We start from the raw sequence: 15,850 nt of genomic DNA, 5'->3' as shown, positions 1-15,850 counted from the left end.
CGCGCGGCGCTGCGCCAAGAGCGGGCAACCGGGATTTTCCCTTTCCCCGGGACACAATCCGCGCAAGGATGCAGGCAAACGCAACAGATTGATACCTTTTCGACATGAGTGATCTGCCTCCACCACCCCCCTCCGGTGCCCCGCCGCCACCGGCCCCGTCCAGGGGCCCCACGGACGAGCACCGCTTTCCCTGTGACCAGTGCGGCGCCGATTTCCGGTTCGACCCGGACCGGGGCATGCTGGTTTGCGAACACTGCGGCAACACCTCCGAGGTCGATGTCGCGACCGGTCCCTGGGAGGGTGGGATCCGCGAACTGGATTTCCGGGCCGCGATGGACAACCTCCTGCCCCTGCAGGAGATGGAGGAAATCCGCGTTTCCACCTGCCCGAACTGCGCCGCACAGGTCGAATTCGATCCCGACGTCCATTCCGCCGAATGCCCGTTCTGCGCCACGCCCGTCGTCACCGACACAGGCACACACCGCCACATCAAGCCGCGCGGACTGTTGCCCTTCGCACTGGACGAACGCGCCGCGCATGACGCGATGAACGAATGGCTGGGCAAGCTCTGGTTCGCGCCAAGCGGGTTGCAGGAATACGCCCGCAAGGGACGAAAGCTGACCGGCATTTACGTCCCCTACTGGACCTTCGACGCCGACACGAGCTCGGACTACCGCGGCGAACGCGGCACCGTCTACTACGAGACCCGGCAGGTCATGCGCGACGGCAAGATGGAAACCGAGCGCGTGCAAAAGATCCGCTGGACCCGTGTGTCTGGCCGGGTCAAACGGTTCTTCGACGACGTGCTGGTGCTTGCCTCCAAGGCCCTGCCCAAACGCTACACCGACGCGCTGGAACCCTGGGATCTCTCGGCGATGGAACCTTACCGGCCGGAATTCCTGGCCGGGTTCCGGGCCGAAGGCTATCAGGTCGACCTCGACGAGGGGTTCGCCGAGGCCAAGGTCAAGATGGATCAGCAGATTCACCGTGACGTGAAATTCGACATCGGTGGCGACCGTCAGCGTGTGCACGACATCGACACCGAAATGCGCGACATCACCTTCAAGCACGTCCTGCTGCCGGTCTGGATGGCCGCCTACAAATATCGCGGCAAAAGCTTTCGCTTCGTGGTCAACGGCCGGTCGGGCCGGGTGCGCGGCGAACGCCCCTGGTCGGCCTGGAAGATCGCCTTTGCCGTGGTACTGGGCCTGATCGTGGCCGGCGGCATAGGCTACCTGATCGCCATCAACCAATGACCGGGGACGGACGGGTTTTTCATCCGGGGCATGGACCTGCGCCTCAGGTAGCCCATGCCCCGGAACCCCGTCCAGTCAGCGTTTTTTTACCTCGATCTTTTTGCCGCCACCGCTGTCAGGGGCCCGGCGCGGCACGGTGATTTCCAGAACGCCATTCAACACATGGGCTTCGGCCTTGTCCGCATCTGCGTCTCCGGGCAGGCGGAACGACCGGCGAAAGCTGCCGAACTCGCGCTCCGAGAAATACCAGGTGTCGCCCTTGTCCTCGCGGGTCTCGGACTTTTCCCCAGAGACGGTCAGCACCCCCTGATCGACGGTCAGATCGATGACGTCTTCGGCCACACCCGGCAATTCGATCCGGATACGATAGGCTGCGTCATCCGAGGACGCGTCTGAGGCGGGGGTAAGCCAATCCGCCAGCTTGTTCTGGATATGGCGAAAGGGGGCGTAAAGATTGGGCATCAGCCCCGTCTGGTTCGATTCCACCATGACCAACATCTCCTCTTGTCATTGACGGTCATAACGGTCCGAGTCTGCCCCCGTCCGCGCGGTGCGTCCTTGATCCCAAGCAAATTCTGGTGTTGCGTCTGGTACGCGCGGGCTTTGACGCTGAGCGTGTCGCGGTATAGTTAGCGCAAACAACAAACAGGGAGAGCGCCCATGATCCTCTGCTGCGGCGAAGCACTGATCGACATGTTGCCCCGCGAGACGGGCGCCGGGGAACAGGCCTTTGCCCCCTATGCGGGCGGGGCCGTTTTCAACACGGCCATCGCACTGGGGCGGCTGGGCGCGCCGTCCGGCTATCTTGGCGGGCTGTCGCAGGACCTCTTCGGGCAGATGCTGGCCGAGGCTCTGGCGGCCTCACAGGTCGACTACGGCCTCTGCCCGCGCTCGGCCCGACCGACCACCCTGGCCTTCGTCACCCTGACGAACGGGCAGGCGCAATACGCCTTCTACGATGAGAACACCGCCGGGCGGATGCTGTCGGAGGCTGACCTTCCGGAGCTCGGCGATGGGATAGACGCGCTGTTCTTCGGCGGGATCAGCCTGGTTTCGGAGCCGCAGGCCGAAAGCTATGCCACGCTCTGTGCCCGCGCCGGCGACCGCGTGGTGATGATCGACCCGAATATCCGCCCCGGCTTCATCACCGATGAAGCCGCCTATCGCGCGCGCCTGTCGCGGATGCTGTCCCGCGCGGATATCGTCAAGCTGTCGGACGAGGACATGGACTGGCTGGGCACCGAACCGGCCGCCCTGCTGCGCGAGGGCGCGGCAGTGGTTCTGGTCACACGCGGCGCCGAGGGGGTCGATGTCATCACCCGCGAAGGCAAGGCACGTGTCCCGGCCCGGAAAGTCGAGGTGGTCGATACCGTGGGCGCGGGCGACACGTTCAATGCTGGCTTTCTTGCGGGCCTGCACAGGGCCGGCCTGCTGTCTCGCCCCGCGCTTGCCGCAGCATGGGGCACGGATCTCGCCAAGGCGGCGGATCTCGGTGTCCGCGCCGCCGCCGTCACCGTCAGCCGCGCCGGCGCCAATCCTCCCCGGGAGGCCGACCTGTGAGAGCGCTGATCCAGCGCGTCACCTCTGCCAAGGTCGATGTTGGCGGCGCCACGATAGGCGAGATCGGGCCCGGCATGCTTGTCCTGATCTGCGCCATGCAGGGCGACGGCGAGGCGGAGGCTGACAAGCTCTCCGCCAAAATCGCCAAGATGCGGATCTTCCGGGATGAAGAGGGGCGAATGAACCGTTCGCTCCTCGACATCCGCGGCGCAGCGCTGGTGGTCAGCCAGTTCACTCTCGCTGCCGACACGTCACGCGGGAACCGCCCCGGCTTTTCCACCGCAGCACCGCCCGCCGAAGGTGAAAGGCTCTACGAGTACTTTGCCAGCGCCCTGCAGGCGCAGGGCCTGCCCGTCGCCACCGGCCGGTTCGGCGCCGACATGGCGGTGAGCCTCGTCAACGATGGGCCGGTGACCATCTGGATGGATACCGACGGATAGGGCGCAAATGCGGGGGCCAGCCCCCGCACCCCCGAGAGTATTTTCGGAGAGAAGAAGACCAAGGCGCGGCCGTCTGTTTCTTCTCTCGACAAATACTCAAAAAGACTCCGAGCCCAGAGCCGAAGGCGGCGGGCGAGATACAAGGCGCCGCCGCAGGCGGCTCAATCGGGTCACGGTTCGCGGAAGGCCTCGCGCGACTTGTAGAGCGGCTTCAGCAGGTATTGCAGCACGGTTTTCTGGCCCGTGTGCAACTCGGCCTGCGCCTGCATGCCGGGGCGGATTTCCATTGCCTCCTGGCGGTCAGTCAGCGCCGACATGTCCACCCGTACCGTGACCTTGTAGTGCGGCTCTGACTCCGGGCGTCGCTCATCCTTGAAGGTATCGGCAGAGATCACCGAGACGCGGCCCTTCAACGTACCGTAGATCGTGTAGTCATAGGCGGTCAGCTTGATCGTTGCCTCCTGCCCCGGCCGGATACCCGCGATGTCCTGCGGGCGGACCTTGGCCTCGACAAACAGCTCCTCGTCGACCGGGATGATCTGCATGATCTCCTCGCCCGGGCGCACGACGCCACCGATGGTCGTGATCGACAGCTTGTTCACCACGCCATGCATGGGCGAGGTCAGGACCGTCCGGTTCAACTGGTCCTGCGAAGACTTGAGGTTCTGCTGCAAGGTCGCCAGTTCCTTGAGCGTTTCCGAATACTCCTCGGCCCGGACCAGTTCGGTCTGGGTAACGATCTCGTCAAAGGCCTTCTGCGCGTCGGCATGGGCCTTGCGGGCGCGGGTCACCTCGATCAGAGCGACCACCTTCTTGTCCAGGAGGTCTTCCATCAGCTTCCGTTCCGAGGCGGCCTGTTCCAGCACCCTCTCCGCACCTTGCCGGCGCTTGAAGTAATCCGACTGCCGCGCCGCCAGCAGCGCCTGTTCCGAGGCCACCATCTGCGGCGACCGTTGTGCGAGGTCGCGCGGCACCTCGACCACCGAGGCGCCTTGCAGTTCCGCTTCCAGCCTCAGGCGGCGGATTTCCAGCGCGGTGATCTGGTCCTTCAGATCATCCACCGAGGATCGGAACTGTGTCCCGTACAGCCGCGCCAGCACGTCCCCGCGCAGCACCTCGTCGCCCTCCTTGACCATGAGTTCGGACAGGATGCCACCTTCGAGGTTCTGGATGATCTGGGGGCGCGAGGACGAGATGATCTCTCCATCGCCGCGCACGATTTCGTCCAGCCATGCGAAATTGGCCCAGATAATGAAGGCCCAGACCGACCCGGCACAAAGCCATATCGTCAGCGACGGTCCCTTGATGTCCTTCGACAGCTGCGCAGAAAGATTGGTTGCCGTGGTTGCCATTTACGCGGTCCCCGTCTGTGCGGTGCGCAGGTGATCCAGCACCTGGTCGCGCGGCCCGTCGATCGCCATGCGGCCGTTCGACAGGATCAGTGTGCGCGAGGCGAGGCTGAGAATGGGCACGCGGTGGGTCGCAATGACCGCCGTGCGCCCCTCCAGCCAGCTTTCCAGCCGCGAGATCAGCGTCTTTTCCAGCGTCTGGTCCAGCGCCGCGGTGGGTTCGTCCAGAAGGCAGACATCCGGGTCCTGCAGCCAGAGCCGCGCCCAGCCGATCGACTGGCTCTGTCCCACGGACAGACCTTCGCCGCCGTCACGGATGTCGAGGTCCAGCCCCTTGGGGTGCGATTTCACGAATTGCCCCAGTCCGGCGAAATCCAGCGCCTCTAGCAGGCGGTCATCGTCGCGTTCCAGCAGGCTGAGGTTGAGGTTGTCGCGCAAGGTGCCGTGGAACAGCCGCACCTCCTGCCCCAGATACCCGATGGCGCGGCGCAGGTCGCGCGGTTCGATCTGGGCCATTTCCGTGCCGTCGATCAAGATCTTGCCGCTGACAGGAGCGTAGAGCCCGGACAGCAGCTTGAGCAGCGTCGACTTGCCCGAGCCATTGGCCCCAAGGACGGCGATGGTCTGCCCCGGCTGGATCGTCAGCTTGTCCAGGTCCAGCACGGCGGCGCCTTCGGGATCATAGCGATAGCTGGCCTCGCGCAGCTCGTACTGGCCCTGCAGGCGTTCACGACGCAGGTAGTGGCGTGCCTCGGACCTGTCCTGCGGCACGTTGGCGATCCCGTCCAGCCCATCGAGCGCCGCCTTGACGTTGCCCCAGCGGGCCAGGATGCCCGCAAGCTGTGTCAGCGGTGCCAGCGTCCGCGACGACAGGATGCCGACCGCGATGATCGAGCCGACGGTGAACTCTCCGGCGAAGACGAGGTAGGTGCCGGTGATGACCGCCCCCACATAGGTGGCCTGCTGCAATCCCTGGCTCCAGAAGGTCAGGGTGGCAGCCAGGCGGCGTTGATCAGAGGATTTCAGCGCCTGAACGGCACTCAGTTCCTCCCAGACGCGGGCAAAGCGGTCTTCGGCGCGCTGGGTCTTGATCGTGTCCAGCTCGACCACGGCCTCTTGCAGCAGGCGCGATTGACGGGCGCTGGCCCCCTGCATCTCCTGCGTCAGGCGGATCATGCGTTTCTGCAGGAAGAAGCCGGGAATGACCATCAACAGTCCCCCCGCGATCAGGACCCAGACGACGCTGCCCGCGATGGACCAGACCAGCAGCAGAAAGACGAAGATAAAGGGAATGTCCGCCAGCGCCCCCACGGTGGAGGCGGTAAAGAACTCTCGCACCGAGCCGAATTCGCGCACCGCCGCGAACAGCTGCGAGGGAGAGCGCCCGGGCAGGTCCGACCGCATCCCCAGAAGGCGGTTCATCAACAGGCCTTGCACCCCCATCTCGATCTGCCGTCCCGCCCCGTCCAGGAGCTGCGAGCGCGAGACCTTGAGAAGCGCTTCCAGGAGCAGCGCGATCACTGCCCCGGCGGCCAGCACCCAGAGCGTCGCCTCGGACTGGTGCGGGATCACCCGGTCGTAGACCTGCAGCGAGAACAGCGCGACCGAAACGGCCAGGATATTCGCAACGAAGGACCCCAGAGCGACCTCGGCGAAATGCTTGCGAAAGCGCGAGAACTGACCCCAGAACCAATGCGCCTGCCGGTCGGTCGCGGCGTGTACCTCGGACAGGGTCTGCACCGGCGCCTCGGCTTGCAGGATCTGCCCGGCAAAGACCGAGCCGAATTCACCCAGGGAAACCTCGGACCGGCGCGAGGCGGCGGTTTCGTCGTAGATGGTGAGGCCGTGCCCCTCTTGCGAGAGCACCAGCACCGCCTGGCCATTGGCCATCAGCGCCAGCGCGGGCCATAGCCCGGGCACAAGGCTGTCGGGCGTTTCGGCATGGGCCATCAGCCCGGCGGCCTGCAGGCCCGCCGTCAGCGCCCCGGCATCATAGCTGTCCCCCTCGCCGGCGCGGGGCGAGAGGGCTTCGAGAATGTCCGAGAGTTTCGCCTCGATCCCAAGCCGCCCGGCCAGAACGCGGATCAGCGTGGCGCGGGCGCGGGCGCGGTCGGTATGGCGCGGGGCACGGCGGGCGGCGTTGGCGGCGGCCCCGGCGGGCACGGCGCGCAACATGGCCTTGCCGGCCTTTCCTGCCATATCGAACATGCCCGTGCTCACATCTGCGCCCCTTCGGCGAGGGCACCGCGCAGGCGGGCCAGTTCCAGTTCGGCGCGCGCGGCCTTGTATTTCAACGAGATGGCGGTCTCCAGCGCGGCAGCATAGGTTTCATAGACCCCGACCACGTCCATGACCTGCCTCTGGCCGCCGTCATACTGACGCTGGAACAGGTCGAGGTTCTGCTTGGCCTGCCGGGTCAGCAACTCGGCCTCCTTGGCCTGGCGCGTGTAGGCGGCCAATTGGCTGGACTGGCTGCGGATGGCGCGGTCCGCCGTTTCGCGCGCCTTGGCGATCCGGCGTTCGGCGGCTTCCTTGCTGGCCTCGATGGCCCGCAAGTCGGACACCGTGCCCAGCGAAAACAGCGAGTCCGACCCGATGTCGAGACTGCCCAGGGTTCCGCTGTCGCCGACCGACCCGTTGGCCACGAGGCCGGGCAAATGGCTGGCGCGGGCGATCTTGGCCTCGGCCACGGCGATGTCACGTTCGACCTGCGCCCGCAGCACACCCAGCGCGGCCCCGCCCGAGGCATCGCGCAGCCCGCCAAGGCCGCGCACCTCGGCCAGCGGGCGACCCGCCATCGCGTCGAGTTCCTCGAGCGCGGTGCGCGCGGTTTCCAGCGCTTCACCCCGGCGGGCGCGGATGCTGGCCAGTTTCTGGCGCAGCACGTTGAGGTCGGACATGTCCGAGACTCCGCCCCGCACCCTTTCGTTCATGATCCATTCGAAATGGGTCATGTCCTTGAACGCCAACTCCAGATGCGCGGCCAGTTCGCGATTTTCCTCGGCCCGGATATAGAGCTTTAGCGCGTCGTCCACGCGGTCGTTGCCATCCTCGACCAGCTTGACGGCGGCCAGTTCCACATGTGCCTTGGCAAGGTCACGTTCGGCCTTTTTGCGGCCATTGTCGAAAAGCACCTGATTGATGACCAGGTCGGCCACGAAATCGCCCAGCGAGTTCAGCGAGATGCGCGGTCCGATGGCGGGCAGCCAATTGTATTTCGCCGCCTCGGCCCGCAGTTGCGCGACCTGCAGTTCCGCCGCCGCCACCCGGTTGTCCGAGGCGATGACCGCATTGGCGACGCTGGAATAGGGCGTGCCCGGTTCGACGACCGTATCGCGCAGCGCCAAGGCATGGATGACAGGGGCGACCTGCGCGGTATCGGGACGCGGCGCGGAGGCCGCGCGCGCGACGGTCTCTTCCGCCGGCGGTTTTGTCCCGCCGGAGAATCGAGAGACTACTCCCATATCCTTCATGCAGCCCGAGAGCGCGACCGCCACCACGATCATGCTCAGGCCGTGCCTGCCTATCCTCATGTGTGCCCCCGTCTCGGCGCGATTATGGTTATGAAGCGGGATCCGCGGCCCGGTTCTGCGCCGGGCCTGCGGACGGTACTGATACGGTCAGGTGACGCCGTGAACCTGGGTGATGTCGTCCTCGATCAACAGGGTCGCGTCGCCCAGGCTGAAGACGTTGAACCCGTTGCCGTCGTTGCCCTCGGCGATGGCGCCGGTGATCGTCACGCTGTCGTCGGATCCGCCACGGATGGTGACCGTGTCACTGTTTTCCGACAGCGCCTTGATCTGCGCCTCGGTGATGGTGAGGTTGCTGTCCTCTGCGAAATGCAGGTCGATGGTGTCGATCTGGAAATCCGACAGAGCCTCGGCGATGTCGTCGGACATCAGCACCGTGTTTGTCAGCGGATCGTCGGTGACGAGATAAGACCCCGAGGTATTGCCCGCCGCGTCGGTGGACGCCAAAATCAGGTGCGTGCCATCGGCAACAGAGCCGTCAAGGTCAATATAGGTCTGGCCGATCGCCTCGATATCCGTGCTGGCATCGATGGAAACCGCCGTCACATCCGGAGTTCCCGACGGATCGCTCAGCTGGCCAAGGAAAACATTGTCCTCGGTGATCTCTGTCCGGATCAGGTCCACGCCGGCCCCGTCACGGCCATAGCCGGTCCAGTTCAGCGTATCGGGCGCATCGGTGTCCACGCTCAGCGTCTCGGTGATGGCGCGGGTGTTGCCCGCGGCGTCCACCGCCTCGATCAGGACCGGGGCCGACAGCGTGCCCGTGGGAATGGCCGCAGGCGGGATGTCCACCGACCAGTTCCCCGAGGCATCGACCGTGGCCACATGCACCATGCCGCCAACCGTCACGGAGACCGTCGATCCCTGCTCCACCACGCCGGTCAGGCTGACGCCCTGGCTGGCTTCTGCCGCGTTGATGACGCCATCCGGTGTAACCGGATCCGAGGACATGGCCAGCAGGTTGACCTCTGTATCAATGTCGAAATCCACAGAGGTCGTGGCGGTATTGCCTGCCGCATCCGTGGTTTCGATGACCGCGGTCGTGGCCTTTTCTCCCGCCGGGATGTCCCCTGCCGCAAACCCGACGCTCCAGTTGCCGGAGGCATCGACCGTGGCATCGCGGGTCACGCCCTCGAAGGTCACGGAGACGGTGCCGCCCGGCTCTGTCGTGCCGGTCAGGACAAAGCCGTCGCTGGCCTCGTCGGCGTTGATGACATTGTCACCCTCGACCGGCGTGCCGGAGGCGGCAAAGTTCAGCACCTCGGTATCGACCTTTACGCTGTCCGTCCGCGTCAGGCTGTTGCCCGCGCTGTCGGTGATCGTAGCGGAAATATCGGCGGTATAGGTGCCCGGCGCAATCTCTCCCGGGGCGAAGTCCAGCGACCAGTTGCCCGAAGGATCGGTCTGCACCGCATGGGTCACACCGTTCAGCGTGACGTTCACCACCTGGCCCGGGTCCGACGTGCCCTTGATCGTCACCCCGTCCGAGGCTTCGACAAGGTTCACGACATCGTCGCCCTCGACCGGGTCGGGGCTGATGGTCAGCGTGCCCGCCTCGGTGTCGATGGTGACGGGCTTGGTGATGGTTTCCGAGTTGCCCGCAGGGTCGGTCGAAACCGCCGTCAGGGTGACGGTCTGTTCGCCGCTTGGCAGGTGGGCGGGGTCAAAGCTGGCGGTCCAGTTGCCGCCCGCGTCCACCGTCGCCTGTACGGTATGGCCATTCAGCGTCAGGCTCACGCTGCCGCCCGGTTCTGTCGTTCCGGTCAGGACAAGGCCCTGTGCTGCCTCTTCGGCGTTGATGACCGCATCCGCCCCGCCGGGGGTGGAGGTAATGGCAAAGTTGCGCACCAGCGTGTCGATGTCGATGCTGCCGTTCGCGGTGGCGGTATTGCCCGCCGGATCGGTCGAGGTTGCGGTGACGTTCAGCGCGCGCTCGCCAGCCGGGATCTCGGCCGGCGCGAAATCGGCGGTCCAGGTCCCGTCGGCGGCGACGGTTGCCTGATGTGTCACCGTGCCCAGAGTCACCATGACGGTGCTGCCCGGTTCGGCGGTGCCGGTCAGGGTCACGCCGTCGCTGCGTTCGGCGGCGTTGACCACGCCGTCGCCCTCGACACCACCGGTCATGACGGCGACATTGGTTGTCGTGTCGATGGCGATCGTGCCGGTGGCCGTGACCACATTGCCCGCGCCGTCGATGGAGGTTGCCAGCACGTCGAGCGAGGTTTCGCCCTCGGGGATCTCTGCGGCGGGCAGGACCACGGACCAAGTCCCGTCGAACTTGATCGTCGCGTCGTAGGCGGTGCCGTTGACCGTGACAGTCACCGACGACCCGGCGTCCGTCGCCTCGGTATAGCCGGTCAGCAACACACCGTCGGCACGTTCCGCGGCGTTCACCACGCCGTCGCCCTCGATGGAAGCGGTGTAGACCTCGACATGGTTGGTCACGTCGATTTCGAACCCGCCCGAGGCAAAGGCCATGTTGCCCGCCGGATCCGTCGAGGTGACGGTGGCCAGCACCGCGATGCTGTCCGCCTGCCCCGCGTTGGTCGGCAGGACACTGGCCGGGAAGGGCATGGACCACGTGCCATCGGCACCGACTACAGCGGTGGCCGTCTCGCCATACAGGTCCAGCGTCACGGTCGCGCCCGGTTCACCGGTGCCGGTAAAGGCGATCATCCCCGCGTGTTCGGTGCTGTTGACGATACCGTCCACCGCAATGGACGAGGCATCGAGTGTCAGCGCCAGTTCGGTGTCGATATCGACGCTGCCGGTGGCGGTCATGGTATTGCCGGCCAGGTCAGTGGCCGTTGCGTTGATCTCAAGCGCCATCGTGCCGCGCGGCAGGTCGACAGAGGGAATGTCGACGGACCAGCCGCCCGTCGCGGTGGCCGTCGTCGTATAGCTGTGACCGTTGGTCGAGACGACAACCGTGGCGCCCGGTTCCGCCGTGCCCGTCACGGCGACACCTGCATCGGCCTCGCCTGCGTTGATCACGCCTTCGCCGCCGACGATCCCCGTGTTCACGGTCACACCGGTCTCTGTGTCGACGTCGAAGGCATGGCTCATCGTGACGATATTGCCCGCCGGATCGGTCGAGACGATCTGCGCCGTGGTGGAATAGGTGCCGGTGGCCAGATCGCCCTGGGCGAAGGTCACGCTCCAGATACCACCGGCATCGGCGGTCGCGCTGTGTGTCACGCCATCGATGGTCACGGTGACGGTCGACCCGGCATCGGTCGTCCCGGTCAAGGTCACGCCTGCGGCGGCCTCTCCGTCGGAGATCACGTTGTCGCCGGTCAGCGGCATGTTGGTCAGTTTGATGGTGTTCTCGGTGTCCACCTGCACCACGTCATAGACCGTGGTGCTGTTGCCAAAGGCGTCGGTGGCGACAAGGGTGATGTCCTTGCCGTAGGTGCCCGGCGGGAAAAGCGCCGAAGAGAAGTCGAAGAACCAGTTGCCGTTCTCGTCGACGACCGTGGTCTGCGTGCTGTCGTCCACGGTGATCGTCACGGTCGAGCCGGGCTCACCCTCGCCGGTCACGGTGACCCCGTCCTGGTGGTCATCGTCGTTGACAAGATCGCCGGTAGAGACTGTGCCATCGGTCACGTCGACCGGCGGCGGGGTGGTGTCGATCACGAAAGAGGGACCGTCAAGATGGGTCACGGTCCCGTTCGGGTCCGTCACCTTTACCGGGACGTCCGTGTAGCTGCCATCGGGCGGGAAATTCTCACCATCGAATACGATCTTCCAGATGCCATCCTCATCGGCTTCACCGGTCAGGGTGATGCCGCCGATGGTGATCTCGATGATCGACCCGGGGGTGGCCGTGCCGGAGATCGTAAGGCCCGGCGTGTCGCCGCCGTCGATGGCGTAATCCGCGTCGGGGTCGTCTACTGTGGGCGGGGTCCAGACAAGACCGCCGCCTCCGCCGCCTCCACCGCCTCCGCTGTCACCGTCGCCGCCAGTCAGCAGCGCGGCACCGCCCAGCGCGGCCGCGCCGAGCCCCGCGGCACCAAGGCCGCCCATGCCGATCAGGCCGGCGGCCAGCATGCTGACCTCGTTGCCTTCGTCCACGGGCACCGGCGCCTCTGCGACCACGGTCGGTTCGTTGATGAAGATGAGCGCGTCGGTCGGGCTCCACTTGCCCCATTCCTCGGTCGGGCCGTACTGGGCGAAAAGCGCCCCGCCATCGGCCTCGACGAATGTGACCTCGTTCAGTATGCCATATGCGCTGAGATACAGCGTGCCACCCGCATCACCGCCGTCGAAGTAATTTTCGAGCACAACCACACGGCCATCGGCCAGGGTTATCAGCAGGTCATTCGCGGCACGGTCGTAGCCGCGCACATCCGTCTGACTGATGTTCAGGGAGATTTCCTGGCCGCCGGAGGCGTCGATCAGGTAACCCTTACCCTCGCCGTTGACTTCGCCACGTTCTAAAATGCCCGCACGAGTACGGGTCACGAATCTAATCGCGTTCATAATCACACCGCTCTACCTCAGTGTCCGCCTGATTTTTATGTGGCGGACTTGTTATTTCTCATTGCGAATTAACCGATTTTTGACGCTCTCGCTACAGAGAATTTCCCGATTCGGGCGATATGAGGGCGAAACCGGGGCGCCATGCGCCAAATATGGCACGAGTTGTGGCAAAAATGTGGCGCCTGCCAACGGGACGCGTTTGCCCTTGTCCACCCTGCCTTTCCGTCCGGAAACGGGGTGGACCGGGACGCGCGCATCTAGGATGGTGCCCGCGGCCAGCCAGGAAAGGATGTCGGGTTCTCCGCCCAAGGCCAAGGCGGACCCGGCTGCGATATGAGCCAGATGACGCAAGACTTCGATCCCGCACAGACTGATGGCCGCGCCTTCCGCGATGCCCTGGGCCGTTTCGGCACCGGGGTGACCGTGATCACCTGCGCCACGACGACCGGGCCGCTTGGCATCACCGCCAACAGCTTTTCCTCGGTCTCCCTCGATCCGCCGCTGGTGCTCTGGGCCCCGGCGAAATCCTCGTCGCGCTATCCGTTCTTCATGGCGGCTGATCGGTTCGCGATCCATGTCATGGGCGCGGACCAGTTCGATCTCTGCCGGGCCTTCGCCCGCGACGGCGATGCCTTTGATGCCTTCGACTGGCGTCCGAGCGCGACCGGTGTGCCGCTGATCGAGGGCTGCCTTGCGCGTTTCGAATGCCGCCAGGCGGCGGCGCATGATGGCGGCGATCACTCGATCCTGCTGGGCCATGTCGAACGGGTCAGCGCCCGTGAGGGCGCACCGCTTTTGTTTCAGGGCGGGCGCTACGGCGGTTTTGCCGCTGACTGACTGCCCTGATCGCCGCAAGAAGCCGCATTGGCAGGCAATTTCAGCGATGCGCCCGGACCGGGAGCGATTTCCGTTACAGAAAGCCCTTGTATCCCTTGGTGAAAGAAGGTTCGGGAAATTCCCGTCTTTTCCAAAGCTTGCCAAGCGGCCCCGGATTGCTCACAGTTTTGTTATCCGCTGACACACTCGGCATTTGAAAAACAGGTTCGGCATGATCCTCAGATTTTATCGCTCTTTCCCGCGCCTTTCGGCCCCTGCCCTTCTGATCGCCCTGGCCACCTTGATGCCCACGCCCACGCGGTCGGATACAATCCTTGCGCAGGACTTTCTCGACTTCGACACCCAGCAGGCAGAGCTTGGCCGCCTGCTGTTCTATGACAAGATCCTGTCCGGAAACCAGAACATCAGCTGCGCAACCTGCCACCACCACAGCCTGCACGGGGCCGACGGCATCAGCCTGGGCATCGGCGAAGGCGGCGCCGGGCTGGGCCCTGACCGGACCCCGGGCGAGGGCCTCCACAGGATCGCCGAACGGGTGCCCCGCAACGCGCCCGCCCTGTGGAACCTCGGGCACAGCGAGGTGCGCGAGATGTTCCACGACGGTCGGGTCGAGCGGATCGGCGCGGGCTATGTCGCCTTCAAGACACCGGCCAAGGAATACACGCCCGCCGGGCTGAACTCTCTGCTTGCGGCGCAGGCCCTGTTCCCGATCAGCTCTCCGACGGAAATGGCCGGGCACCCGGACGAAAACCCGGTCAGCGCCGCCTTTGCCGAACGCATCGACCTGGGTTGGGCCATGCTGGCCGACCGTGTGCGCGACGTGCCGGAATACCAGCGCCTGTTCGAGGTGAGCTATCCCGATGTGCATGACCCCGACGACATCACCATCGTCGAAATCGTCAATGCCATCGCCGCTTTCATCGGCACCGAATGGCAAAGCTATGACAGCCCCTACGACAAATGGCTGACAGAGGGCACGCCGCTCTCGCCCGAGGCCGAACGCGGCCGTCAGCTCTTTTTCGGGGATGCGGGCTGTTCCGGCTGCCACAACGGACCCCGCTTTACCGACCAGAACTTCTACGCCGTGGGGGTTCCCCAGTTCGGGCCGGGCCGGCCCTTTGGCGAGGATACCATGCCGCATGACCTGGGACGGATGGAAACCACCCGCAATCCCGAGGATGCCTACAAGTTCCGCACGCCCTCGCTGCGCAACGTGGCCCTGACCGCGCCCTATGGCCACAACGGGGCCTACCCCACGCTGCGCGCCATGATCCGGCACATGTGCGACCCGCTTACCGCCCGCAGCGAATGGGCCCCGGGCATGGCGCGCCTGCCCGACGTGTCCTGGCTGAACGAACGCGACTTTACCCTTGTCGGTGACGTGCTGGAGACCGCGCAGCAGGTCGCCTACCTGGACATTTCCCCGGTCGAGATGGTCGAGACGGATATCGACGCGCTTGAGGCCTTCCTGAACGCGCTGACTGGCGAAACCGCCGAGAAGCGCCCGATGGGACGCCCCGACACGGTGCCCAGCGGCCTGCCGGTGGACTGACGCGCCGGGGGCCGGGACAGAGCGCGGGCACCCGCGGTCCGTCCGCCGCGTTCAATTCATGCGGTCGATCAGCTTGCGGATGGCCGGTTCCTTGTGCGGCTTCTTCTGAAGGCGCAGCAGCAACTCGGACAGCTCGCCCTCGTCGACGCGCTGAGCCGCCGCCTTGGGGGTGAACCACTTGCGCTTGCGCTCCTTGCGTTCTTTCCAGTCGCGCAGCAGCTTGTCCACGAACATCGGGTAAACCTCGACCGTGCAAGGCACGACGCTGCCATCGTCCATGACCTTGCCGTATCTGTAGGTGCCGATCATCTCGGTCCCGACATGGCCCTTCGCGCCTGCCTCTTCCAATGCCTCGATCTCTGCCGCGCGCCAGGGCTTCTTGCCATCCATCTGCCAGCCTTTGGGCATGACCCAGCGCCCGGTATCGCGCGATGTCACCATCAGGACCCTGACCTGGTTCCTGGCGTCCCTGCGCATCGGCAGAGCGGCTATCTGCTCGCCTTGTCCCGGCACGAAAACCTCCCACCTCAAATGCCCGGCGGCGCGGCGTCTCCCCTCGCCGTCCCCCCCGTCTGAAAAGCCCTTCGTCTTCAGGCATCGCATCTCGGCGGGCCGGGAGCCACCCCTAAAGAAGTGTGAACATCTCCCCGGTCAGGCTGTCCACGTCGCGATCCATGAGGATTATCCGCACGCCGGTGTCGTAAAAGACCGCGTCATCGCCCTCCTGGGTAACACGGCTCAGTGCTTCGGCGGCACCGTCCGTGGCCCTGTTGCATAAACCGGGTGAGGGATTCATGTCGTGAATCCAGCGTGGTAGCTGGACGACATGATCAGACCCAGACCC

At 65.3% G+C, this 15,850-nt stretch carries 12 protein-coding genes; 5 read left to right on the top strand and 7 right to left on the bottom strand.

Annotated elements, in window-relative coordinates; genetic code table 11:
- The first annotated feature begins 104 nt into the window (after positions 1-104).
- Positions 105-1,256 (top strand): TFIIB-type zinc finger domain-containing protein, encoded by a 1,152-nt coding sequence (locus tag KZZ07_RS18865; protein ID WP_219516425.1) that lies wholly within the window; start codon positions 105-107, stop codon positions 1,254-1,256.
- A gap of 75 nt (positions 1,257-1,331) precedes the next feature.
- Here KZZ07_RS18865 and KZZ07_RS18860 read toward each other — a convergent pair whose 3' ends face one another.
- A complete protein-coding gene (locus KZZ07_RS18860) occupies positions 1,332-1,745 on the bottom strand; it encodes an Hsp20/alpha crystallin family protein (protein ID WP_219516424.1) in 414 nt (137 codons plus the stop codon).
- 171 nt (positions 1,746-1,916) lie between these two features.
- Here KZZ07_RS18860 and KZZ07_RS18855 point away from each other — a divergent pair, with 171 nt between their 5' ends.
- Together KZZ07_RS18855 and dtd are read left to right on the top strand one after the other, a co-directional pair.
- On the top strand, positions 1,917-2,816 hold the full coding sequence (locus KZZ07_RS18855) for a carbohydrate kinase family protein (RefSeq protein WP_219516423.1): 900 nt from the start codon (positions 1,917-1,919) through the stop codon (positions 2,814-2,816).
- A complete protein-coding gene (gene dtd, locus KZZ07_RS18850; protein WP_219516422.1) occupies positions 2,813-3,256 on the top strand; it encodes a D-aminoacyl-tRNA deacylase in 444 nt (147 codons plus the stop codon). Before KZZ07_RS18855 ends, dtd begins: the two co-directional genes overlap by 4 nt.
- 170 nt (positions 3,257-3,426) lie before the next feature.
- Here the strand turns inward: dtd and KZZ07_RS18845 are convergent, their stop codons facing one another.
- The 4 genes from KZZ07_RS18845 to KZZ07_RS18830 all read right to left on the bottom strand — a co-directional run bounded on the left by KZZ07_RS18845 (position 3,427) and on the right by KZZ07_RS18830 (position 12,617).
- Positions 3,427-4,608, bottom strand: coding sequence for an HlyD family type I secretion periplasmic adaptor subunit (locus KZZ07_RS18845; protein ID WP_219516421.1), 1,182 nt, complete (start codon positions 4,606-4,608; stop codon positions 3,427-3,429).
- On the bottom strand, positions 4,609-6,804 hold the full coding sequence (locus tag KZZ07_RS18840) for an ATP-binding cassette domain-containing protein (RefSeq protein ID WP_219516539.1): 2,196 nt from the start codon (positions 6,802-6,804) through the stop codon (positions 4,609-4,611).
- A 17-nt stretch (positions 6,805-6,821) separates the two neighbouring features.
- The gene (locus KZZ07_RS18835; protein ID WP_255564450.1) at positions 6,822-8,138 is read right to left on the bottom strand and encodes a TolC family protein; all 1,317 of its coding nucleotides are present in this window, start codon (positions 8,136-8,138) and stop codon (positions 6,822-6,824) included.
- A gap of 87 nt (positions 8,139-8,225) precedes the next feature.
- Positions 8,226-12,617 carry an Ig-like domain-containing protein gene (locus tag KZZ07_RS18830; RefSeq protein WP_219516420.1) on the bottom strand — a complete coding sequence of 1,464 codons (4,392 nt, stop codon included), beginning with the start codon at positions 12,615-12,617 and terminating at the stop codon, positions 8,226-8,228.
- Between the two features lie 342 nt (positions 12,618-12,959).
- On the opposite strand from KZZ07_RS18830, the gene KZZ07_RS18825 reads away from it, so the two are divergent.
- Together KZZ07_RS18825 and KZZ07_RS18820 are read left to right on the top strand one after the other, a co-directional pair.
- Entirely contained in the window at positions 12,960-13,454 is a 495-nt protein-coding gene (locus KZZ07_RS18825; protein ID WP_219516537.1) for a flavin reductase family protein, read from the top strand.
- 211 nt (positions 13,455-13,665) lie between these two features.
- Positions 13,666-15,006, top strand: coding sequence for a cytochrome-c peroxidase (locus tag KZZ07_RS18820; RefSeq protein WP_255564449.1), 1,341 nt, complete (start codon positions 13,666-13,668; stop codon positions 15,004-15,006).
- A 51-nt stretch (positions 15,007-15,057) separates the two neighbouring features.
- Here the strand turns inward: KZZ07_RS18820 and KZZ07_RS18815 are convergent, their stop codons facing one another.
- The gene (locus KZZ07_RS18815; RefSeq protein ID WP_219516419.1) at positions 15,058-15,519 is read right to left on the bottom strand and encodes an NUDIX hydrolase; all 462 of its coding nucleotides are present in this window, start codon (positions 15,517-15,519) and stop codon (positions 15,058-15,060) included.
- A gap of 112 nt (positions 15,520-15,631) precedes the next feature.
- Positions 15,632-15,850: hypothetical protein (locus tag KZZ07_RS18810; RefSeq protein WP_219516417.1), on the bottom strand; the 219-nt coding region annotated here is incomplete at its 5' end.

The sequence above is a fragment of the Mameliella sp. CS4 genome (assembly GCF_019392335.1).
Taxonomy (GTDB): Bacteria; Pseudomonadota; Alphaproteobacteria; order Rhodobacterales; family Rhodobacteraceae; genus Antarctobacter.
The sequence above is the reverse complement of the archived record's forward strand: the minus strand, read 5'-3'. Positions and strand labels throughout refer to the sequence as shown.

Excerpts from the sequence above, each read along its gene's own strand:
- KZZ07_RS18865 (WP_219516425.1), top strand. The coding sequence starts at position 105 with ATGAGTGATCTGCCTCCACCACCCCCCTCCGGTGCCCCGCCGCCACCG.
- KZZ07_RS18860 (WP_219516424.1), bottom strand. The coding sequence starts at position 1,745 with ATGGTGGAATCGAACCAGACGGGGCTGATGCCCAATCTTTACGCCCCC.
- KZZ07_RS18855 (WP_219516423.1), top strand. The coding sequence starts at position 1,917 with ATGATCCTCTGCTGCGGCGAAGCACTGATCGACATGTTGCCCCGCGAG.
- KZZ07_RS18845 (WP_219516421.1), bottom strand. The coding sequence starts at position 4,608 with ATGGCAACCACGGCAACCAATCTTTCTGCGCAGCTGTCGAAGGACATC.
- KZZ07_RS18840 (WP_219516539.1), bottom strand. The coding sequence starts at position 6,804 with ATGGCAGGAAAGGCCGGCAAGGCCATGTTGCGCGCCGTGCCCGCCGGG.
- KZZ07_RS18835 (WP_255564450.1), bottom strand. The coding sequence starts at position 8,138 with ATGAGGATAGGCAGGCACGGCCTGAGCATGATCGTGGTGGCGGTCGCG.
- KZZ07_RS18830 (WP_219516420.1), bottom strand. The coding sequence starts at position 12,617 with ATGAACGCGATTAGATTCGTGACCCGTACTCGTGCGGGCATTTTAGAA.
- KZZ07_RS18825 (WP_219516537.1), top strand. The coding sequence starts at position 12,960 with ATGACGCAAGACTTCGATCCCGCACAGACTGATGGCCGCGCCTTCCGC.
- KZZ07_RS18820 (WP_255564449.1), top strand. The coding sequence starts at position 13,666 with ATGATCCTCAGATTTTATCGCTCTTTCCCGCGCCTTTCGGCCCCTGCC.